At 69.6% G+C, this 21,613-nt stretch carries 15 protein-coding genes; all 15 read left to right on the plus strand.

Annotated features, from left to right (window positions below):
- On the plus strand, nucleotides 1-3,840 hold a 3,840-nt coding region (locus tag KDK82_RS29400; protein WP_088166958.1), incomplete at its 5' end, for a hypothetical protein.
- 82 nt (nucleotides 3,841-3,922) lie between these two features.
- On the plus strand, nucleotides 3,923-4,447 hold the full coding sequence (locus KDK82_RS29405; protein WP_088166959.1) for an OmpA family protein: 525 nt from the start codon (nucleotides 3,923-3,925) through the stop codon (nucleotides 4,445-4,447).
- 112 nt (nucleotides 4,448-4,559) lie between these two features.
- On the plus strand, nucleotides 4,560-7,763 hold the full coding sequence (locus KDK82_RS29410) for a Mur ligase (protein ID WP_256974573.1): 3,204 nt from the start codon (nucleotides 4,560-4,562) through the stop codon (nucleotides 7,761-7,763).
- 99 nt (nucleotides 7,764-7,862) lie between these two features.
- Nucleotides 7,863-9,725, plus strand: coding sequence for a peptidase domain-containing ABC transporter (locus tag KDK82_RS29415; protein WP_088166960.1), 1,863 nt, complete (start codon nucleotides 7,863-7,865; stop codon nucleotides 9,723-9,725).
- Nucleotides 9,722-11,098 carry an HlyD family type I secretion periplasmic adaptor subunit gene (locus tag KDK82_RS29420; protein ID WP_088166961.1) on the plus strand — a complete coding sequence of 459 codons (1,377 nt, stop codon included), beginning with the start codon at nucleotides 9,722-9,724 and terminating at the stop codon, nucleotides 11,096-11,098. Before KDK82_RS29415 ends, KDK82_RS29420 begins: the two co-directional genes overlap by 4 nt.
- On the plus strand, nucleotides 11,098-12,834 hold the full coding sequence (locus KDK82_RS29425) for a TolC family protein (RefSeq protein WP_088166962.1): 1,737 nt from the start codon (nucleotides 11,098-11,100) through the stop codon (nucleotides 12,832-12,834). Before KDK82_RS29420 ends, KDK82_RS29425 begins: the two co-directional genes overlap by 1 nt.
- A gap of 105 nt (nucleotides 12,835-12,939) precedes the next feature.
- A complete protein-coding gene (locus KDK82_RS29430) occupies nucleotides 12,940-13,116 on the plus strand; it encodes a Flp family type IVb pilin (RefSeq protein ID WP_013803749.1) in 177 nt (58 codons plus the stop codon).
- 91 nt (nucleotides 13,117-13,207) lie between these two features.
- Complete coding sequence (locus KDK82_RS29435) at nucleotides 13,208-13,384, plus strand: Flp family type IVb pilin (protein ID WP_012203998.1); 177 nt, start codon at nucleotides 13,208-13,210, stop codon at nucleotides 13,382-13,384.
- Nucleotides 13,385-13,386: 2 nt separating this feature from the next.
- A complete protein-coding gene (locus KDK82_RS29440) occupies nucleotides 13,387-13,956 on the plus strand; it encodes a prepilin peptidase (RefSeq protein WP_080736810.1) in 570 nt (189 codons plus the stop codon).
- Nucleotides 13,957-14,419: 463 nt separating this feature from the next.
- Nucleotides 14,420-15,196 carry a Flp pilus assembly protein CpaB gene (gene cpaB, locus KDK82_RS29445; RefSeq protein ID WP_256974574.1) on the plus strand — a complete coding sequence of 259 codons (777 nt, stop codon included), beginning with the start codon at nucleotides 14,420-14,422 and terminating at the stop codon, nucleotides 15,194-15,196.
- A 25-nt stretch (nucleotides 15,197-15,221) separates the two neighbouring features.
- Nucleotides 15,222-16,721, plus strand: a complete 1,500-nt coding sequence (locus KDK82_RS29450; RefSeq protein WP_088166963.1) for a type II and III secretion system protein family protein — start codon at nucleotides 15,222-15,224, stop codon at nucleotides 16,719-16,721.
- A gap of 4 nt (nucleotides 16,722-16,725) precedes the next feature.
- A complete protein-coding gene (locus tag KDK82_RS29455) occupies nucleotides 16,726-18,231 on the plus strand; it encodes a pilus assembly protein CpaE (protein WP_088166964.1) in 1,506 nt (501 codons plus the stop codon).
- A gap of 7 nt (nucleotides 18,232-18,238) precedes the next feature.
- The gene (locus tag KDK82_RS29460) at nucleotides 18,239-19,561 is read left to right on the plus strand and encodes a CpaF family protein (protein ID WP_012203993.1); all 1,323 of its coding nucleotides are present in this window, start codon (nucleotides 18,239-18,241) and stop codon (nucleotides 19,559-19,561) included.
- A complete protein-coding gene (locus KDK82_RS29465; RefSeq protein ID WP_034391047.1) occupies nucleotides 19,558-20,520 on the plus strand; it encodes a type II secretion system F family protein in 963 nt (320 codons plus the stop codon). Before KDK82_RS29460 ends, KDK82_RS29465 begins: the two co-directional genes overlap by 4 nt.
- A 48-nt stretch (nucleotides 20,521-20,568) precedes the next feature.
- Nucleotides 20,569-21,573: a type II secretion system F family protein gene (locus KDK82_RS29470; RefSeq protein WP_088166965.1), complete on the plus strand. Its 1,005-nt coding sequence runs from the start codon at nucleotides 20,569-20,571 to the stop codon at nucleotides 21,571-21,573.
- Nucleotides 21,574-21,613 lie beyond the last annotated feature (40 nt).

Here is a 21,613-nt window from a genome sequence, read left to right on the forward strand (position 1 = left end):
CCGACCAATCCCACGAACCCCACCAATCCGACCAACCCCACGGATCCTACGAACCCGACCAACCCCACCAATCCCACGGATCCGACGAACCCGACCAACCCGACCAATCCCACGGACCCCACCAATCCGACGGATCCCACGGACGGCCACGGCCTGATCACCTCGGTGCAGGACGTGGTGGGCGCACTGTCGGGCGGCACGGTGGCCGGCCCGGTGGGCAACCTGATCGATACGCTGGTCAATCCCGGCAACGGCACGCTGTCCGGGGTGACAGGCCTGCTGGAGAGCCTGACCAGCACCAATGGCGGGCCGCTGGGCGTGCTGACCGAGCTGGTGGACGGCTTGGTCAACATCCAGAACCAGGGCCTGGAGCCCCTGATCAGCACGCTCAATGAGCTGCTCAAGGGCCTGGACGAAGCGGGCTCCGGCGGCTCCATCGGCACGGTAGTGGACAACGTGCTCGGCGGTCTGCTCGACGAAGACGGTGCGCTGGGCGGCCTGCTGGCCGGCGTGGGCGGACTGCTGGGCGGCCTGGTGGGCGGCGGAACGGGCAATCCTCCCGGCACGCCGGACAGCGGCGTGGTCACCTCCGTGCAGGACGTCGTGGACGGCCTGCTGGGCGGCACCGTGGCGGCCCCCGTGGGCCAGTTGCTCGATGCGCTGACCAATCCCACGGACGGACTGCTGTCCACCGTGACCGGCGCGCTGGAGAACCTGACCAATGTGGAGGGCGGCCCCCTGGGTGTGCTCACCGAGCTGGTCAACGGCCTCACCCAGGTGGACGGCGAAGGCCTGGCCCCGGTGATCGGCACGCTCAACGAGCTGATTGCCGGTCTGGGCAACGGCCTGGGCGAAGATGGGCTGGGCGGACTGGTCGGCAGCATGCTGGGCGGCCTGGTGCCCGGTGGCGGCACGGGCGGTGGCACGGGTGAAGGCCTGGTCACCACGGTGCAGGATGTGGTGGACGGCCTGCTCGGCGGCACCGTCGCAGCCCCTGTGGGCCAACTGCTGGACGCGCTGACCAATCCCACCGATGGCACGGCCTCGGTCGTGACCGGCCTGCTGGAAGGCCTGACCAGCGTGGACGGCGGCCCCTTGGGCGTGCTGACCGAACTGGTCAACGGCCTGACCCAGGTGGACGGCCAGGCACTGCAGCCGGTGATCGGCACCCTCAACGGCCTGATTGCCGGCCTGGGCAGCGGACTGGGCGAGGGCGGCATCGGCGAGCTGGTGGACGGCCTGCTGGGCGGCCTGATCCCCGGCGGCACGGGCGGCGGCAGCGGCGACGGCCTGGTCACCACGGTCCAGGACGTGGTGGACGGCCTGCTCGGCGGCACCGTCGCAGCCCCTGTGGGCCAACTGCTGGACGCGCTGGCCAATCCCACCGATGGCACGGCCTCGGTCGTCACCGGCCTGCTGGAAGGCCTGACCAGCGTGGACGGCGGCCCTCTGGGCGTGCTGACCGAACTGGTCAACGGCCTGACCCAGGTGGACGGCCAGGCCCTGCAGCCGGTGATCGGCACGCTCAACGGCCTGATTGCCGGCCTGGGCAGCGGCCTGGGTGAAGGCGGCATCGGCGAGCTGGTCAGCGGTCTGCTGGGTGGCGACGGCGGCCTGCTGGGCGGCGTGATCGGCGGCGACGGTGGCTTGCTGGGCGGCGTGCTTGGCGATGACGGCCTGGTCGGCGGTCTGCTGGGTGGCGACGGTGGCCTGCTGGGTGGCGTGCTTGGCGGTGACGGCGGCCTGCTGGGTGGCGTGCTTGGCGATGACGGCCTGGTCGGCGGTCTGCTGGGCGGCGATGGTGGCCTGCTGGGCGGCGTGCTTGGCGAAGACGGCCTGGTCGGCGGTCTGCTGGGCGGCCTGGTTCCGGGCGGCGGCACAGGCAGCGGCGACGGCCTTGTCACCACGGTGCAGGACACCGTTGGCGACCTGCTCGGCGGCACGGCCGGCGCCCCTGTGGGCCAGGTACTGGATGCGCTGATCGACCCCGGCACCGGCGCACTGTCCGTGGTCACGGGTCTGGTGGAAGGCGTGACCCAGGTCAACGGTGGTCCGCTGGGTGTGGTGACGGACCTGGCCAACGGCCTCACACAGGTCCCGGGCCAGGCGCTGCAGCCGGTGATCGGCACCGTCAATGGCGTGCTGGCCGGCCTGACCGGCGGCGATGGCCTGCTGGGTGGTGTGGTCGGCGGCGACGGCGGCTTGCTGGGCGGCGTGCTTGGCGATGACGGCCTGGTCGGCGGTCTGCTGGGTGGCGACGGTGGCCTGCTGGGCGGCGTGGTCGGCGGCGACGGCGGCCTGCTGGGTGGCGTGCTTGGCGAAGACGGCCTGGTCGGCGGTCTGCTGGGCGGCGACGGTGGCCTGCTGGGCGGCGTCCTTGGCGGCGATGGAGGCTTGCTGGGTGGCGTGCTTGGCGATGACGGCCTGGTCGGCGGTCTGCTGGGTGGCGACGGTGGCCTGCTGGGCGGCGTCCTTGGCGGCGATGGAGGCCTGCTGGGTGGCGTGCTTGGCGAAGACGGCCTGGTCGGCGGTCTGCTGGGCGGCCTGGTTCCGGGCGGCGGCACAGGCAGCGGCGACGGCCTTGTCACCACGGTGCAAAACACCGTTGGCGACCTGCTCGGCGGCACGGCCGGAGCGCCTGTGGGCCAGGTGCTGGATGCGCTGATCGACCCCGGCACCGGCGCCCTGTCCGTGGTCACGGGCCTGGTGGAAGGCGTGACCCAGGTCAACGGTGGTCCGCTGGGTGTGGTGACGGACCTGGCCAACGGTCTGACGCAGGTCCCGGGCCAGGCACTGCAGCCGGTGATCGGCACCGTCAACGGCGTGCTGGCCGGCCTGACCGGCGGCGATGGCCTGCTGGGTGGTGTGGTCGGCGGCGACGGCGGCTTGCTGGGTGGCGTGCTCGGCGATGACGGCCTGGTCGGCGGTCTGCTGGGTGGCGACGGCGGTCTGCTGGGTGGCGACGGCGGCCTGCTCGATACGGTGGTCGGCGACAACGGCATCGTTGGCGGACTGCTGGGCGGCGACGGCGGCCTGCTGGGCGGCCTCACTGGCGGTCTGACGGGCGGCTCCGGCCTGGTCGGCGGGCTGCTCGACACGGTGGTGGGCGACAACGGCATCGTTGGCGGACTGCTGGGCGGTGACGGCGGCCTGCTGGGTGGCCTCACTGGCGGATCGGGCCTGGTCGGTGGCCTGCTGAACACCGTGACGGGCGACAACGGCGTCGTCGGCGGGGTGCTCAACACCGTGGCCGGTGACAACGGCGTCGTCAGCGGCGTGCTGGACACGGTGGCAGGCAACAACGGCATCGTCAGCGGCGTGCTCGACACCGTGGCCGGTGGCAGCGGCATCGTCAGCGGCGTGGTCAACACCGTGGCGGGTGACAACGGTGTTGTCAGCGGTCTGGTCAACACGGTGGCTGGTGATCACGGCATCGTCAGCGGCGTGGTCAATACCGTGGCCGGCGACAACGGTGTCGTCAGCGGGCTGGTGAACACCGTGGCTGGCGACAACGGAATCGTCAGCGGCGTGGTCAACACCGTGGCCGGCGACAACGGAATCGTCAGCGGCGTGGTCAACACGGTGGCCGGCAACAACGGCATCGTCAGCGGCCTGCTGGGTGGCGGCAGCAGCGGCGGCGGCCTGTTGGGCGGGCTGCTGGGGGGATCGTCCGGCGGCGGGCTGCTCGGTGGCCTGCTGGGTGGCACATCGCACGCGGCAGCGGCCTCGGTCGCCGAGCTGGATCCGATTGCCACCTCCATCAGCAGCCATGCCAGCAGCACGGCCGATGCAGCAGCCAGCGTGCTGACGCAGCAACTGCACCACAACACCCTGCTCTGAGCGGCCGCGGCGCCTGCGGGCGCCGCATCCATCCCCTGCGCCGCCGCCCCACGGTGGCGGCGCACGTCCCAGGAGATCCTCCATGTCACACACTTTCAGGCTATGCACCATCGTGCTGCTGGCCGCAGGGCTGGCCGCCTGCGGATCCACCGCCACCACCAGCATGCAGCGTTCCGAGCACCACTACGCCTTCGGCAAGGCCCCGGCCCCGGCGCCGGCAAGCTCCGGCGTCGCGCCCGTGGTGGCCACCACGCAGGCCGACCAGCGCGGGCCCGCCAACGTCGCCCACATCGTCTACTTCGACTTCGACGCCTACACCATCCGCAACAGCGACCGGGCCATCGTGGAAAGCCATGCGCAGTGGCTGCGCAGCAATCCCGGGCGCTCGGTGATGCTGCGCGGCCATACGGACAGGCGCGGCGGCATCGAATACAACCTGGCGCTCGGCCAAAAGCGTGCCGACGCGGTGCGCAACAGCCTGCAGCTGCTGGGCGTGAACCCGGCCCGCGTGGAGTCCGTCAGCTACGGCAAGGAGCGGCTGGCCGACGAAGGCACGAGCGAAGAAGCCCACCAGCGCAACCGGCGCGTGGAATTCGACTACCGCTGAGCCGCCGCGCTCCGCATCCGCCTGCCGCCGGGCCGCCATGAAGGAACAGATCCGCACGCGGTCGGTGCACCGCGGCCCGGCGTCCCGTCCCCACGGGAAGAGCAGCCTCCCAATGACCCTGACCGAGGCCGAGAGCATGTTGTCGCAGCAATTGGCAAATGGCCTGGAGTACCTGGCACGGCACATGGTGCTGCTGCCCGAACCCTACCCCGGCTGCATTCTTTTCTTCACGGTGTCGGCCGAGAACAAGGTTGCCTCCGTCTTCCACGTGCGCGCTACCACGCTGGAGGCTGCCTGGCGCGAGGGTGCGACACGCGTGCGCCAATGGGCCTGGGCCCGCAAGCGTGACGAGGTCGATCTGCGCATCGACTGGGCGCAGGACATCACGCCCCTGAAGGCGGACAGTCCGCTGCCGGACTGCAGCGCCTGGACCCAGGCGCCCATGCGCTCCCTGGCCCTGGCTGATGCCAGCCTGGAGCGTGCGCAGCTGCTGCAGCCCCTGCTGCCAGATCTGCACCCGCTGGGCAGTGAAACAGGCAGCGCCCAACGGCCCCTGCACCCGCCCTGCCTGCTGCTGCACCTGCGCGGCATCTATATCAGCGGGGAGCAGCCCGCCATGGCCGTGCCGCGCACCGACCCGCCGGAGCAGCGCCTTTGGCCCCACCTCGTGCCCGTGCACGCTGCGCTGCAGCAACTGCTGGCGCAGCAGGGCAAGGACGGAAGCTGGCCCGGTTGCGGGGATGTCTGCGACCACCTGGGCGTGACCTACGCCCTGCTGCAGGCCCAGCGCCATGCGGGCAGCGCCGCGCTGGCGCAGGCCATTGCGCTGGCCGTGGACCATGTGGAGCAACGGCTGCAGCCACTGCCCGGCGACTGCCTGCCCAGCGCGCTGGCCATGCTGGTGCTGGCCCGCCACCTGCGCAACAGCTTTGTCCTGGGGCCGGGAGCCGACAGCCAGGCCCGCGCCCGCATTCCAGCGCTGATGGACCCGCTGGCGGAAAGCCTGCTGTCCATGGCTGCCGCTTCGGCCAGCACCACCAAGGCTGCCGCCGCTGCCCAGGCCGCCGACGCTGCCAATGCCGCTGAAGCCGGCACACCCCGCTCCGGCCAGCCCATGCTGACCTGGGCCGAGCTGGCCATGCATGTCTATGCAAGTTCGCGCCCCCCCACCAGCGACAGCCCCACGCTGCGCGCGGCGCGCAGCGCCCTGCCCGACACGGCGGCCCTGCCTGCCGCCTTCCTGCAGGCCGCGCTGCCGCAGCTGCTGGGCATGGATGGCGGCAATGGCGACGATGGCGAAAGTGGCGAGGAGGCAAGCCCCCCTTGTGCACGCTGGATAGGCATTGCCCTGGTCGAGAGCCTGCAGCTCGACGCAGGCCTGGAGCCGCAGCCCACCGACCTGCTGCGCCAATGGCAGATCAGCCTGCAGCGCCATCTGCAAGGCATGGCCCAGCGCGCCATCTGGCCTGAGCAGGCGCTGTACCTGCCGCCCGCCCGGCGCCGCCATGCAGCCTTTGCCGATGGCAGCCTGCGCCAGGTGCTGCAGTCCCCGCGCGAAATCGCCTGGCTGCTGGCATCCAGCCTGGCAGGCCTGGAACTGCTGGACGCTCTGACCCAGGCACTGCGCGCGGCCACCAGCCATGCCGCGGCCGAATCCGGGGAAGACGCACTGCCTGCGCAGGCAGGCCACGGCTTGAGCGCGGGCGACAGCCCTGCCAAAGCTTCCCCGCCCTCGCCATCACTCTCCCTCGCGTCGCGGGCCGATGAGACTGCGGGTCAGCCGGCTTTCCCGCCCACAGCGGGCTCCATGTACCCGTCCATGTCCTGGGACAGAGCTTCCCTGGCTGAACTGATGAACGGGTGCTGGCTGGATGCAACGACAGAGCCCGGCACAGATCCCGGCACAGATAGCGGCACCGGCTGCGCGGGATTGGACGCCAGCCGCCTGCACCACCAGCCCGGCGCCGCCGTGCTGGTGCGGCGTGCGGGCATGGCCCTGGGCGTGCAGGCTGCGGCCCTGCCCACGCTGCGCGCCTCGGCGCTGATCAGCAGCAGCCCGCAGGGCCTGCTGGACCACGGCGTGCCGGTGCTGCATGTGCCTGATATGGAAGAGGGCCTGCGCAATCTGGCGCAGGCGGCCCGCCGCCGCATCCAGTCGCCCGTGGTCGCCGTCAGCGGCTGCGTGGGCAAGACCTCCACCCTGGGCATGATGCGCCAGTGCCTGCAGGACGGGGGAGACGCGCGTGGCGATGCCCTGCTGTCCCAGGGCACGGCGCTGCAGATGATCAATTGGAGCGAGGCCTCGCCCTGCGCCCTGCTGGAGCTGCCATTGCAGGCACTGCGTGCCGACCTGCCGCTGATTGACCCAGATATTCTGGTTATTACTAATCTTTCAATAAATAACACCCCCCATTCAGGGGAGTCCCAGCCCTCCGGACAGGCCGGTCTGTCCGGTGAAAGAAAATACGAAGCATTGCAGGAAGTGCTTGAAGCCATGCAGCTCATGCACAAAGGCAGTGCGCTGGTCACCGATCAGGACATAGGTGAAAACCCCAGTGTTATTGAGCATGCCAAACGCATGGGACTGCGCCTGATCACGTTTGGCCCCCATTGCAATGCACAGGTCCGTGAAATGGGGTTTCACAATGGAAATCTGCAAATAGGCATGGGCAGCCTTCGCCTGGGCATTTCCCTGCAATCCGACGGCCACCACATGGCACTCAATGCGCAGGCGGCCCTGGCGGCCCTGCATGCATTGGGCTATGCGCCCGCACAGGTGCAGGCCTCCCTGGCCCATTGGCAGCCCATGATCGGAGCCGGGCAGCCGCAGCTCCTGCCCAGTGGAATCTGCCTGCTGGACCACAGCCTGAGCAACCACTTACTGTCCATGACGGCTGCATTTTCCCAGCTGCAGTCGGTCGCTCCCCATGTGAGCAGAAGGCTGATCGTGCTGGCGGGCATACAGCCCGGCCAAGCCAGCATCGACGCTGCGCAGCTGGCCCTGGAGCCGCTGGTGCGGGATGCCCAGGCCCGGCGCGTGCTGCTGTATGGGGAGCCGCTCAGGCCGCTGGCGGCAGCCTTGGGCGATCTTTTGCACGTCAATTGGTATGACGATCTGAATCAGCTGATTTGCTCGCTGCTGAGAACAACCCATAAAGGCGATACGGTTTTGTTGGCCGGCCGCGCCACAACCAATCTTGCCCTGGCGGCCGATGCCATACGGGATAGTTTCAGTGGGCACGGGGGCCATTTAATAGCGTCTATTCAGGCTCCCTGCTTTGATCCACATCAAAAACAAATGAACATGCATTCTTGATTGAATAAAACTTATAGAGGGCTGTATATAACTCGCTACAGTGTTTGTGAAACGAGTACCTTTACATTTTGTAAAGATGCTTACTAAGCCCATCAGAACATGATCCGATACCTTCTTCCCCGTCAGTTGGCCAAGGCCACGGCGATGCCGTCGGGAACGGAGACGGTGGGGGCTTTTGCATCTGCCATCGCCGAGTCCTTCGACCGGGCTGCGCACCAGCTGCGCCGGGCTGGCTGGCTGTCGCTGCCCATCAGTCTGCTGGGCCTGCTGCCGTCCATCTTCCTGCTGCAGGTCTACAACCGCGTCATTGCGCGTGGCGGCACCGCCACCCTCACGGCCATGGTGGCGGGCGTGCTGTTCTTCCTGGGCGTGGAATGGTGGCTGCGGCGCAGGCGCGCCCGCGCCCTGCGCGAAGCCGGCGCCATGATCGACCGCGACGTGTCCCAGGCGCTGATGCACTCCATGCTGCGCCACCCGCTGGCCGCGCTGGAGCAGCGCTCCTCCAGCCAGTGGCTGCAGCTGTTCCGCGACGTGAGCGCCATGCGCTCGGGCATGTCCGGGGGCCTGGCGACCTCGCTGCTGGACCTGCCCATGGCCCTGCTGGCCCTGGTGGTCATCGGCATCATTGCCTGGCCCGTGCTGCCGGTGATTCTGGTGGCCATGCTCATCATGGGCGTGCTGGCCTGGTGGTGGGCCGACGAGGTGCGCAGCGGCCGCGTGGAGGAAATCGCCCAGGCCCGCATGCTGGACCGGGGCACGGCCGAGATCTGCAATGCCCGCGCCACGCTCAAGGTGCTGGGCTACGACGCCGCCGCACGCCAGAACTGGCAAAGCGGCTATGACCGCTGGCTGGCCGAGAGCTTTGGCAAGAACGGCGAGATGGAAAACGCACGCGAGGCCAGCACCGTGCTGCTGACGCTGTTCTCCATTGCCGTGATCACCGTGGGTGCCATTGCCATCAATGCGCAGTGGATGAGCATCGGCAGCCTGATGGCCGTGAACCTGCTGTCGGGCAAGGCGCTGGGCCCCATCTCGCAACTGGCCAGCAACTGGCGCTCGCTGGCCCATGCCAACGAGGCCGCACGCCGCCTGCAGGCCGTGCTGGAGGAACCCGTTGAGGCCATGACCGACACCGTGGACCTGCCCCGGCCCCAGGGCCGGCTGCGCCTGGACCAGGCAAGCTTCCACTACCCGGGCGGCCATGTGGCGCTGGAGCAGTCATCGCTGGAGATCGGCCCCGGCGGGCTGCACGCCATCGTGGGGCGCAACGGCGCCGGCAAATCCACCCTGGCCAAGCTGCTGGCCGGCCTCTACCAGCCCACGCAGGGGCGCATCTTCATCGATGAATACGACATGGCCCAGTTCCCGCGCGCCGAACTGGGCCGCTGGATAGGCTGCCTGGCCCAGCAGGTGTACTGGTTCAGCGGCCCCATCGTGGACGGGCTGCGCCTGGTCAACCCCGATGCCGACGACCACAAGATCGTCACCGCCTGCCAGATCTCGGGCGCGCACGGCTTCATCAGCCGCCTGCCCCAGGGCTACCAGACCGTGCTGGGCGAAGGCGGCGCGGGCCTGTCGGCCGGCGAGCTGCGCAAGCTGGCCCTGGCCCAGCTGTTCCTGCGCAACCCCTCGGTGCTGATCCTGGACGAGCCCAGCAACGACCTGGACTTCGAGAGCGAAACCGCGCTGCTGCAGACGCTGCGGCAGATTGCGCTCAAGCACACGGTCATCGTCGTCACGCACTCGCTGCGCGTGGCCTCCATGGCGCAGCATCTCTACCATGTGCGCGGCGACGGCGGCATCGAGCATGGCTCGCCCCAGCTGCTGCTGCCCCAGCTGTTCGGCACGGCGCGCGAGCCTGCGGCTTCCGCAGCATCCGCAGCGTCCGCAGCCCCCGCTACGCCGGCCGACCCGGCCCCGCATACCGATCACCCCGCCGTGGCGCAGGAGCTTGCCTCATGAGGGCCGGGCGCTACGACGACCTCCCCCTGGTGCTGCGCCAGTCGAGCGAAGCGCAGGCAGCCGTGCACGGCCAGCCGCCTGCGGACGCGTCCGGCACAACGCCCCCCACCCCTGGCCGAACCGCCCTGGCGCGGGGCAAGTGGCTGCTCGTCATTCCCGTCGCCGCCCTGGTGGTCACCGGCCTGTTCTATCCGGTGGAGAACGTGGTGGTCGCCAGCGGCCAGGTCATCCCTTCCGACCGCGTGCAGACCGTGCAGCATCTGGAAGGCGGCATCGTCACCGCCGTCCATGTGCGCGAAGGCCAGGCCGTGACCCAGGGCCAGCCGCTGCTGGAAATCGACCTGGGCAGCAACAGCCTCAACCTCGAACAGCTCACCGCCCGCATGGCCACGGCCCAGGCCGTCAAGACGCGTCTGGGTGCGGAAAGCCAGGGCCGGCCGCTGCAGCGCACCGCCTTCCCCGCCGACCTGGACGCGCAGGTGGTCCAGGCCGAGCTGGGCGCCTTCTCGGCACGCGCGCTGGAGCACCAGGGCAGCCTTGCCGCAGCCCAGGCCCAGCTGCAGCAGGCGCGCGGCGACGTGGCCCAGGTGCAGGCGCGCATCGAGGGGCTGGAGACCAATCTGCGCCTGCACCAGCAGGAGGCCTCCATTGCCGGCCAGCTCGCCTCCGAGCAGCTGATAGGCCAGCTTGAAGTGCTGGACAAGCAGCGGGCGCTGGAGCAGGTGCGGGCCGAGCTGGCTGCCTCGCGCCAGACGCTTTTCAGCAACCGCGCCAAGATCGAGCAGGCCCAGGCCAAGCTGCAGGAGACCCAGGGCGCCTTCCGCCGCCGCGCCTCCGACGAGCTGGCCCAGACCGAACGCGAGCTGGCCAGCCTCAACGAAGACCTGGTGCGCGCCCGCACCCAGCGCACGCGCACGGCCGTGCTGGCGCCCACCAGCGGCTTCGTCAAGGGCCTGCGCAGCTCGGGCGCAGGCTGGGTGGTCAAGCCCGGCGAGCCCATCCTCGAAATCGTTCCGGACAAGGACGAAGTCATCGTCGAGGCGCGCCTGAGCCCCGCCGACCGTGGCTATGTGCGCCCCGGCCAGGCCACCCGGGTGAAGATCTCGGCCTACGACTTCCTGCGCTACGGCTCGGTGCCCGGCCAGGTCACCCTGGTGGCGGCCGATGCCGACCGCGATCCCAACCTGGCCGACTCGCCCTCGTACTTCCGCATCCAGGCCAGCCTGGAGCAGCCCTGGGTGGGCCGCACCGACAACCGCATCACCACCGGCATGCAGGCCGAACTCGACCTGCTGCTGGGCCACGAACCCTTTATCTGGTATTTGCTGCGGCCCGTGCTGCGCATCCAGAGCGAAGCCTTCCGGGAGCCCTGATGCCAGGCCGCCCGACCTCCCCTTCCATGGGCTGGCACGCCCGCTGCCACACCCGGCTGCGCCAGCTGCTGGCCGCTGCCTGCTGCCTGTCCGCACTGCAGGCGCTGCAGGCCGCTGCCGCGCCCGTGGCTGCGGCGGACAGGGACCTTGATACGGACATCGGCATGGTTGCCGCAGCCGCAGCCGCACCCGCATCCACATCCGCAAACACGGCCGCAGCCGCACCGGACCCCGTGGTCCTGCGCCTGGCCCAGCACCTCACGCCCGGCACCCTGGCCAGCGACGGCGGGCAGCGCCGCCTGCTCGATGCGCTCTACGCCCTGATCGACGAATACCCCGACGTGCGCAAGGCGCGCGCCGCGCTGGAATCGGCCGGGCATGACGTGAACACCGCGCGCGGCGCGCGCTGGCCCACCTTCAAGGTGGGCACCAACACGGGCGATGCCAAGCTGCGCCGGGGCCGCGAGTCCTACACCGCCGTCAACGCCGAAGTGCGCATGGCCCTGCTGGACGGCGGCGCCATCGGCGCGGGCATACGCTCGGCCGAATCGCAGGAGGCGGCCCAGGGCAGCGTGCTCTACGGCACGCGCCAGAACGTGCTGCTGGAGGCGCTGACCGCCCTGCTGGAGCTGCACCGCTTCGAGGACAAGGCCCGCGTGGCGGCCGAGTCGGCGCGCATCATCGGCCAGCTCGCGCGCATCGAGGAGCGCCGCGCCGAACTGGGCGCTGTGGGCCGCAACGACCTGCGCCAGGCCGCCTCGCGCCAGGCCGGCGCCCTGGCCCAGCAGCATGCGCTGGAGTCGCAGCGCATGGATGCGCAGGCCCGCTTCACGCGCTACTTCGGCTTCACGCCCCAGCCCGGCTGGCTGCCCCAGCTCAACGTGCCCGTGCAATGGATGCCGGCCAACGAGGACTCGGCACTGCAGGCCTCCGAAACCGTCAGCCCCGAGCTGCAGGAGATGGAGCAGCAGATCGAGAAGGCCCGCGCCGAAGTGGACCGCAGCAAGTCCCAGCGCTTTCCCACGCTGGCCGCCGTGGTGGCCCACACGCGCGACCCCAGCGGCGTGCTCTATGCCGAGGGCACGCGCTACGGCGTGGAGCTGAGCTGGAACTTCGGCAACGGCTTCGAGCTGCGCGACCGCATCCTCAAGGCCATCAACGAACTGCAGGCCCAGGAAGCGCAGCAGGAAACCGTGCGCCGCCAGGTGCGCGAAACCGCCTCCGCCGCCTGGGGACGCACCCAGTCCGGCCGCCAGCGCGAAAGCCAGCTGGCCGACGCCGTGCGCGAGGCGCGCGCCGCCTTCGAGGGGCGCCGCCGCCTGCTCGAAGTCGGCCGCGGCAGCCTGGCCCAGGTGCTGGACGCCCAGCTGGACATGCAGCGCCTGCTGCTGGACGAGGCCGACGCCATCTACGACCAGCGCATCAACGAACTGCGCCTGGCACGCACCACCGGCCGCCTCCTGCCCCAGGACCCGCCCGATCAATGGCTGAACGCGCTGTTCACCCCGCAAAAACCGATTCCGGCAGGTGGTGGTGCGCCAGGCACTGCCCCCATGGACGAGCCCGGGAACGCGCCCGGCCCTGCGCCCTCGCGCAGCCGCCCCGAACCCCAGGACGCTGCCGTGGCCACCCTGTCCGCCAGCGCCATGCCCCAACGAATACAGCTGCGCCTTGAGCAGCAGTTGCGCCCCGTTTCAGACGCTTTTCCAACCACCGCCTTGCGACAGCAGTGGTGAAGTGAGAAGCGGCAAGTGAGGTTTCCCGTGCAGCGGCCGGCTTGTGCCCATCGCCAGCCGCCGCCATCGAAAACGATGGGCTTTTGCAACCGAAAGGACGATGCCATGACCGACATCATCAAGAACTTCTGGAAAGACGAAGAAGGCGCCACCGCCATCGAGTACGGCTTGATCGCCGGCCTCATCGCCGTGGGGATCGTGGTGGGCGCCACCGCGCTCGGCACCAACCTGAATGGGCTGTTCACCCGGATCGCCACCAAGCTCACCGGCTTCGTTCCCTGAGCGCCGGCTCCGGCGCGATCTGGCCGGGCTCGGGCGGGGCTTGCCTCCGCCCCCGGCGCCAAGGCATTTTGCAAACCGAAAGGACCATGCCATGACCGAAATGATCAAGAACTTCTGGAAAGACGAGGAAGGCGCCACCGCCATCGAATACGGGCTGATTGCCGGCCTGATTGCCGTGGGCATCGTCGTGGGCGCCACCGCGCTGGGCACCGATCTGAACGGACTGTTCAACCGGTTGGCCACCAAGCTCAACGGACTTGCCCCCTGAAGATGGAGTGGACCTCGCTATGGCTGTGCGTCTGCATCACATGGCTCGCAACGATTGCGGTCATGGATCTGCGCATCCGGCGCGTGCGCAACTGGATGGTGCTGCTCGGCCTGGCCACAGGCGCGGCGGCACTGGCCAGTGGGGCGCAGCCGTTCCAGGTCTCGGCCTGGAACGCGCTGGCCGGACTGCTGGCGGGGTTTGTCGTGCTGCTTCCTTTCTATGCACTGCGCTGGATGGGAGCGGGCGACGTCAAGTTCGGCGCGGTCGCAGGGCTGTGGTTCGGGCTGAGCTTCGACCTGCTGCTGATCTGGACCGGCGGCAGCCTGCTGGCCGGCCTGCACGGCCTTCTGGTGCTGTCATTGCGCCACCTGAGCCACAGCCCCACCGGTCTGTGGCTGCAGGCCCGGCTGCCCCTGGCCTGGGCGGCCCGCCTGGCACCCCTGGGCGCTGCGTCTCAGCCCGCAGGCGCCACCGATGGACCGCGCCAGCCCCAGCGCTCCATTCCCTATGCCGGCTACATGGCCATTGCGGCCATCGCCCTGGCCTGGCGCCACAGCCAGCCGCTTGCCTGAACGGGAGATGCCCATGCAGATCGCTTTCCCCTCGCCACGCACCACACGGCCCGGCCCCGCCGCAAGCCGCCGCTGTGCGCTATCCGGACGCTTTCCTGCCCTGGCGGACCCTCTGCGCCATGGCAGGAAAGCGCCAGGGCAGCCCCCATGCCTGAACACCGTCGCCACCCACTTGCACCAGGAGCCCCAGCCATGAACCTCACCAAGATTCTTGCCGGACTGCTGGTGGGGCTGGCCATCGTGCTCGCAGGCCTTGCCTGGCTGCTGGGCAGCCAGCCCGCACGCCCCGTGGCCCAGCCCTCGCCGGCCGCCTCGGCGCAGCCGGCCCCAGAGCCCGTGCCGCAGCATGCCGTCGTGGTCGTGGCCCAGGCCATTGCCGCAGGCCAGCGCATCGGCAGCGAGGATGTGAAGCTGGCCCAGCTGCCCGCCCCCCGTACCCGGCAGCTTTGCCGCGACCGACGACGTGCTGGGCCGCACCACGCTGATGGCGCTCACCCCGGGCACCCCGCTGTTCGAGCAGCAACTGCTCAGCGGCCTGGCCCTGCAGCTGGAGCCGGGACAGCGCGCCCTGGCGATTGCCATCCGGGAGCAGATGGCCGCGGGCCACCATGTGCGCCCCGGCGACTTCGTGGATGTCTACTTCACGCTGGACGGCAAGTCCGACCAGGCCCCCGTGGACGCGCAGACCCGGCTGCTGCTGGCGCGCAGCCGCGTGCTCGCCTACGGCTCCGGCAGCGTGGAACGCCCACCCATGTCGGCCGTCCAGCGCCAGGCGCAGCAGGACAAGGAATCGGCCGGCTCGTCGCTGCGCCGCGCCAGCGCTGCGGATCAGACCGGCCAGCGCCCTGAGAACGTGCAATCGGCCGTGCTGGCCGTGCCGCTGGACGATGTGGAGCGCCTCACGCTGGCCGAGAAATTCGGCCAGCTCACCCTGGCGCTGCGCAACCCGGACGACCTGTCCGTGCCCGATCCCAAGCTCTTCGCCGCCCTGCCCGGCGCACTGCAGCCGGTGGCGGGCCGCCTCCGGAAAGACCAGGCACTGGAGGGCGCAGACCGCGCCTTCGCCGGCCTGCGCATGCAGGACCTGGCCACCGGCGCCGACGCCAGGAACATCCGCAAGCCTGCCGCCCAGCCCATGACGGCCTTCGCACCCGCTGTGCGGCCGCCGCCGCAGCGGGCCCCGCGCGAACGCACCGTGGAGCTGCACAACGGAGCCGCGGTGCAGATGGTGAACTACTGAAAACACACAACAAGAGGGAGATGCCATGAAGTGCAAGAACATCTCGACGGCCGGAGCAACCCCGCTGCAGCGCGCGGTCTGGACGCTGTGCGGCAGCATGGCCTTGCTGGCATTGCCGCCAGCGGTGTCGGCGCCTGCGGACACCGCTGCCGTCCAGGGCATGCACGCCCCCGACGCCGGGGACATGCCCTCTGGCGATTCCCTGCAGCTGGTGGCCGGACGCCAGCACCTGATGCCGCTGGCCAGTATTCCGGGCCGCATCGCCGTGGGCGACCCCAATGTGCTGGACGTGAAACTGCTGCGCGCCACGCCGGGCTCCGGCGCCAGTGCCGGCTCCGGCTCCGGCGGCACCGAGCTGCTGCTCACGCCCAAGGCCCAGGGCAGCACCACGTTGGTGGTGTGGCCCCAGAAAGGTGGCGCACCCCAGCGCTGGGAGGTCCAGGTCCGCGGCCAGCACCTGCTGCTGGAAAAGCGCCTGACCTCGGTTCCAGAACATGCCCAGGCCGTGGCCGAACTGCGCCAGTACGCGCCCGCCCAGACGCTGCTGGTGGACAACTCTCAGATCGACGTCAAGAGCAACACGGTCCAGGTGGACGTGCAGGTGGTGGAGTTCAAGAAATCCGCGATGAAGCGCATCGGCGTCAACATCTACAGCGGCGGGCGCAACAACCAGGGCTTCAGCTTCGGCAGCTTCAGCCCCGGCGTGGTGGGCAGCATCAGCACCAATACCAACGGCACGGGGACAGGAACGGGAACGGGCAATACCGGCTCGGGCGGCACGGGAGGCTCGGGCTCTGGCGGCGTGTCCAACAACACCTCGTCGGCCATTGCCAGCGCCATGAGCCTGGTGATGACCTTCGGCAAGGCCTTCAGCGGCGCCGGCATCGTCACGCAGTTGAGCATCCTCGAAGGCAACGGCATGGCGCGCGTGCTGGCCCGGCCGACCCTGCTGGCCCAGACCGGCCAGAACGCCAGCTTCCTGGCCGGCGGCGAGCTGCCGATCCCGGTGCCCGCGCGCGACGGCAACATTGCCATCCAGTACAAGGAATTCGGCATCAAGCTGCAGCTGACGCCCACCATCCTGTCGGACGATCGCATCGCCCTGAAGGTCTCGCCCGAGGCCAGCGACCTGGACTTCAACAGCGGCGTGACCATCAGCGGCGTCACCGTGCCCGCCATCCGCACGCGCCGCGCCGACACCTCGGTGGAGCTGGCCGATGGCGAGAGCTTCGTCATCGGCGGGCTGGTCAGCCGTGCCACCACCTCCAACGTCAGCAAGGTGCCGGTGCTGGGCGATCTGCCCATCCTGGGCACCTTCTTCAAGAACCTCAACTACACGCAGGAAGAGTCCGAGCTGGTGATCATCGTCACCCCGCGCCTGGTCCACCCGCTTCCCGCCAGCACCAATCTCGAAGCCCTGCTGCCCGGTGCGCAATCCGAGCAGCGCAACGCCGGCAAGGTCTGGCTGCCCTACCTCGCCGGCGGAATGAGCACCCAGACCGCCGTACCCGGTTTCTCGTACTGACGACATGACAAGCAAGCCCACCGCAACCGATTCGCCTGTGGACGCCACAGGCTCGCCGGCCATCGGCTCACCCACCTCGCTGGAGACCCTGCTGGGGCTGCGTTCCTCGGCCTCGCTGGCCGGCAAGCCGCAGCCCGGCACCGATGCGCTTGCGCAGGACAGATCACCGCTTGCACAGGACAAGTCACCACTGGACAGGATGCCCGCGCCCGCCGCGCCCCGCCCGACGCCTCAGCCGCTCGACAACGACCTGCAGGTGGAGCTGCTCTTCATCCACGCAGGCACCCCCGAAAGCTCGCTGGCCCAGGCCTGGCTGCAGCACATGCTGGACGGCGCACGGCTGCATGTGGCGCGGTTCCAGGACAACGTCACCGAGCAGGTGCAGCGCTACATGCCGCATGCCGTGCTCGTGCATTTCGACCCGCTGTCCACCGACGAGGCGGCCCACCTGGCCTCCCAGCTGCACATCTCCCACCCCCACCTGCCCTGCCTGGCCGTGGGCCGCACCAAGTACCCGCAGTGCATGCTGGCCGCGTTGCGCGCCGGGGTGCAGGACTTCCTCGACGTGGACGGCCCCGTGCAGGCCGCGCACCAGACGGTGATCGATCTGATCAAGCGCGTGCCCCCGTCGGCCTCGGGCATGCCCAACGCGCCGCTGACCGCCATCATGTCGGCCCGCGCCGGCCTGGGCAGCAGCCTCATGGCATCGCACCTGGCCTGGTACCTGCAAAAGCGCCTGCATGGCACGACGGCCGTGCCGGGCAAGGACGCCACGCCCCGCGAGATCAGCAACGAGACGCTGGACGGCCTGCTCATCGACCTGGGCTTTCCCAGCGGCGACTGCGGGCTGTACCTGGGCACGCTGGGCGACTTCGACTTCATCGAGGCCGTCAACAACCTGCGCCGCTTTGACCGGCGCCTGGCATCGACGGGACTGGCCCGCCATGAAAGCGGCCTGCGCCTGCTCACGCTGCCGCGCCAGCCCGCCCGCCTGCGCGACGTCTCCTATGCCGATGCCGACGCGCTGCTGCTGCGCCTGCGCCAGTACTTCCGCCACATCGTGGCCGACCTGGGGGCCGTCGTGCCCACGCAGCTGGCCATGCGCGTGGCGCTGCGCGCCAGCCAGATCTGGGTGGTGTGCGACCAGAGCGTGGCCAGCGTGGTCTCCACCACCGAGCTGCTGCGCCAGCTCGACGAGCAAAAGGTCGATCGCGAGCGCGTGCAGCTCATCGTCAGTCGGCACGACAGCCAGCTGGAGCTGGAGGCCCCGCAGATCGCCAGGCAACTGCAGCTGCCGCTGCTGGCCACCATTCCCGAGCGCCGGCGCGAACTGGTCCAGGCCGTCAACCAGGGCCAGCTGCTGCCCAGCCGGCTGCAGCGCGAGCCCTATGTGCAGGCCGTGGACAAGCTCGCCACCTTGCTGATCACCACCCACCACCAGGCCCATGCGGGCGATCAGGCCGCGCCCGCCCGGGGTCTGAACCGTTTCTTCCACCGAACAAGAAGCTGAACGCACCATGACGACCACGGCTTATTCCCATCTGGCCGACGCCCAGGCCAGCGAGTTCGAGCGAAGCGCGCTGTTCCTCGACCTGAAGAACCGCACGCACGAGCACCTGCTCAGCCGCATCGAGGAGCTGGGTGCCGAGTTCGGCCGTTGGTCGCAGGCCGCCATCGCGCAGTTCGTGCTGATGGAGCTGGACAGCTTCATCCGCCTGCACTCCGTGCCCGTCAACGAGCAGGAGGCGCTGCAGGTGGCGCGCGCCCTCACGCGCGAGCTCACGGGACTGGGGCCGCTGCAGCCGCTGCTGGAAGACCCGCTGGTCGAGGACATCCTCATCAACGGCCACGGCAACATCTACGTCTCGCGCGGCGGCGTGCTGCAGCGCGAGACGCTGCACTTCAAGGACGACGAGCATGTGCTGCGCATCGTGCGCCGCATCCTGGCGCCGCTGGGCCGGCGCCTGGACGAGTCCAGCCCCATGGTCGATGCCCGCCTGCCCGATGGCGGGCGCATCAACGTCATCATCGAGCCGCTGTCCATCGACGGTCCCTCGGTCTCCATCCGCAAGTTCCGCAAGGACCCGCTGACACCGCCCGAACTGGTGCAGCTGGGCACCTTCAACCAGGACATCTGCCGCATCCTGGAGATGGCCGTGCAGGCGCGCTGCAACATCCTGGTCAGCGGCGGCACCAGCTCGGGCAAGACATCCCTGCTCAATGCGCTGGCCAGCTTCATCCCGGGCAGCGAGCGCATCGTCTCCATCGAGGACACGGCCGAGCTGGCCCTCAACCACAACCACGTGGTGCGGCTGGAAAGCCGCCCCGGTGGCTTTGACGGCTCGGGCCACGTCAGCATCCGCGACCTGCTGCGCAACAGCCTGCGCATGCGGCCGGACCGCATCATCGTCGGCGAAGTGCGCGGCGGCGAGGTGCTGGAGCTGCTGCAGGCCATGAACACCGGCCACGACGGCTCCATGGGCACCATCCACGCCAGCTCGCCGCGCGAATGCCTGTACCGCGCCGAAATGCTGGCCGGCTTCGCGGGCTTTCAGGGCAGCGAGGTCAGCCTGCGCCGCCAGATCGCCAATGCCGTGGACTTCATCGTGCAGATCGGCCGCCTGTCCAACGGCCGCCGCCGCCTGCTGTCGCTGACCGAGGTCACGGGCATGACGGACAACATGATCTCCATGCAGGAGCTGTACCGCTACGAGCCCCAGGTGGGCCCTGACGGGCAGGAGATCGACCAGTGGGTGTCGCTGGGCATCTCGCCGCACTCGCCCAAGCTGCTGAGCTGGTGGCGCATGCAGCAGCAGACCGGCCACGGAGGCGTGCGATGACAGGCCTGGCACCCGCCGTCCTCATCCTCGGCGCGCTGGCCTGCCTGCTGCTGGCACTGGCGCTGTGGGTGATCATGCGCGGGCGCCGCAAGGAGCATGAGCAGTCGATCAACCTGCACATGAAGCGCAGCGTGGACGGCCACCGGGAGGTGATCTCGCCCTCCCCGCCCATGGCCGAGCCCGCCTTCCGCGCCCCCGCGGCGCAGCCCGCGCCCTCACCCGCTGCCGTGCAGTGGCTGGCCCAGCGGCTGGGCGTCCAGTCCTGGGGAATCTCGTCCAACACCCTGGCCCTGTTCGCCATCACCGGCCTGGTGCTGGCCTTGCTGGCGACCAGCCAGGCAGGTGCTGCCGCGGGGCTGGTGGTGGCCGTGTTGTATGCCGTGGTGCTGGCCTTCGGCATCTGGCGGCGGCAGGCCAAGCGCCGCGAAAGACTGCTGCAGCAACTGCCCGGCTTCCTGGACAACATGGTCCGCCTGATCTCCATCGGCAACTCGCCGCATGCGGCCTTCCAGATGGCGCTGAACAACGTCCCCGATCCGCTGGGCGACGCGCTGCAGCAGGCGGCGGCCATGCTCAGCGCATCGCCCGACCTGGGGCAGGCCATGGGCCAGCTGGAGCGCAACTGGCGCCTGCCCGAATTCGGCCTGCTGGCCGCCGTGTTCCGCATGAGCGTGCGCTATGGCGGCCGCGCCGACCTGGTGCTGGAGCGTGTCTCGGCCTACATCCGCGACCGCCAGTCCGCCGAGCGCGAGCTGCATGCGCTGTCCTCCGAGATCCGCATGTCGGCCTGGGTGCTGGCCCTGCTGCCCCTGGTGGTGGGGACGCTGATCATGGTGATCAACCGCGGCTACTTCATGCGCATGTGGAACGACGACAGCGGCCAGACCATGGTCCTGGTCGCCGCCGCCCTGGAAGCCCTGGGCGCCTTTCTTCTCTACCGGCTGGCCAAGCTGAGGTGAACCCATGACAGCACAGGCCCACCCATCCGTCTGCGCAAGGAGCCACGCATGACCACGCAGCAACTGTGGATCGCCAGCATCAGCCTGGGCGCGCTGGGACTGGTGCTGTGGGCCTGCGCCCTGGTGTGGAAGCTGTGGCGCTCGGCCCGTGCCTCCAGCCAGGTCGCCAGGATATTGCAGGCGCGCGATACCGCATCGACCCCGAAGGCCGCCACGAAGAGCGCCATGCAGGCCAACGACGCGCAGCTGCTCAACCCGCTGTCCATCAACGTGCGCTCCTCCGATTCGCCACAGGCGGTGGCCGCCAACCTCCCGCCCCCGGCCTGGCTGCAATGGGGCGTGGCCAAGGCCTTGCTGGCCGATGAGGACCGCAAGCTGCTGGACCAGGCCGGCGTGGGCACGCGCAACGGCAGCATGGCCTATGTGGCCAGCCGCATGGTGCTGTGCGTGCTCCTGCCCCTGCTGGCGCTGGGTGTGCTGCGCCCCGGCGAAAACGCGGCGCTGATGTACGGCTTTCTCGGGGTGAGCCTGGGGCTCATGCTTCCCAAATGGTTTCTGCGCTCGCGGGCCAAGGGCCGGCGCGAGCAGGTGGTCGAGGAACTGCCGCTGTTCGTCGACCTGCTGCGGCTGCTGCAGGGCGTGGGCCTGAGCGTGGACCAGAGCCTGCAGATCCTGGCCTCGGAATTCAAGAGCGTGCTGCGCGTCATCAGCGGCGAGCTGGCCCTGGCCAACCAGCTCTACAACAGCGGGCGCACGCGCGAGCAATCCTTCCAGCGCATGGTCAACATGAGCGCCGACGACGACATGAGCGCCATCGTCAACCTGCTGGTGCAGGTGGACAAGCACGGCGGCGCCGTGCAGGAGCCGCTGCGGGAATTCAGCATCCGGCTGCGCGAAAAGCGCCAGGCCAGCTTCAAGGAAAAGATAGGTTCCATCACCGTCAAGATGACGGGCGTCATGGTCCTCACGCTGCTGCCCGCCCTGCTCGTCATCACGGCGGGCCCCGGCTTCCTGGCCGTGATCAGGGCATTGACCACCATGGGAGGACGCTAGGCATGCGACACCAGGAAAACACCCGCGCAGGGCGGACGCC

The organism is Delftia sp. K82, from assembly GCF_002193035.1.
GTDB classification, from domain to species: domain Bacteria; phylum Pseudomonadota; class Gammaproteobacteria; order Burkholderiales; family Burkholderiaceae_C; genus Comamonas; species Comamonas acidovorans.

Excerpts from the sequence above, each read along its gene's own strand:
- KDK82_RS29405 (WP_088166959.1), top strand. The coding sequence starts at position 3,923 with ATGTCACACACTTTCAGGCTATGCACCATCGTGCTGCTGGCCGCAGGG.
- KDK82_RS29410 (WP_256974573.1), top strand. The coding sequence starts at position 4,560 with ATGACCCTGACCGAGGCCGAGAGCATGTTGTCGCAGCAATTGGCAAAT.
- KDK82_RS29415 (WP_088166960.1), top strand. The coding sequence starts at position 7,863 with ATGATCCGATACCTTCTTCCCCGTCAGTTGGCCAAGGCCACGGCGATG.
- KDK82_RS29420 (WP_088166961.1), top strand. The coding sequence starts at position 9,722 with ATGAGGGCCGGGCGCTACGACGACCTCCCCCTGGTGCTGCGCCAGTCG.
- KDK82_RS29425 (WP_088166962.1), top strand. The coding sequence starts at position 11,098 with ATGCCAGGCCGCCCGACCTCCCCTTCCATGGGCTGGCACGCCCGCTGC.
- KDK82_RS29430 (WP_013803749.1), top strand. The coding sequence starts at position 12,940 with ATGACCGACATCATCAAGAACTTCTGGAAAGACGAAGAAGGCGCCACC.
- KDK82_RS29435 (WP_012203998.1), top strand. The coding sequence starts at position 13,208 with ATGACCGAAATGATCAAGAACTTCTGGAAAGACGAGGAAGGCGCCACC.
- KDK82_RS29440 (WP_080736810.1), top strand. The coding sequence starts at position 13,387 with ATGGAGTGGACCTCGCTATGGCTGTGCGTCTGCATCACATGGCTCGCA.
- KDK82_RS29450 (WP_088166963.1), top strand. The coding sequence starts at position 15,222 with ATGAAGTGCAAGAACATCTCGACGGCCGGAGCAACCCCGCTGCAGCGC.
- KDK82_RS29455 (WP_088166964.1), top strand. The coding sequence starts at position 16,726 with ATGACAAGCAAGCCCACCGCAACCGATTCGCCTGTGGACGCCACAGGC.
- KDK82_RS29460 (WP_012203993.1), top strand. The coding sequence starts at position 18,239 with ATGACGACCACGGCTTATTCCCATCTGGCCGACGCCCAGGCCAGCGAG.
- KDK82_RS29465 (WP_034391047.1), top strand. The coding sequence starts at position 19,558 with ATGACAGGCCTGGCACCCGCCGTCCTCATCCTCGGCGCGCTGGCCTGC.
- KDK82_RS29470 (WP_088166965.1), top strand. The coding sequence starts at position 20,569 with ATGACCACGCAGCAACTGTGGATCGCCAGCATCAGCCTGGGCGCGCTG.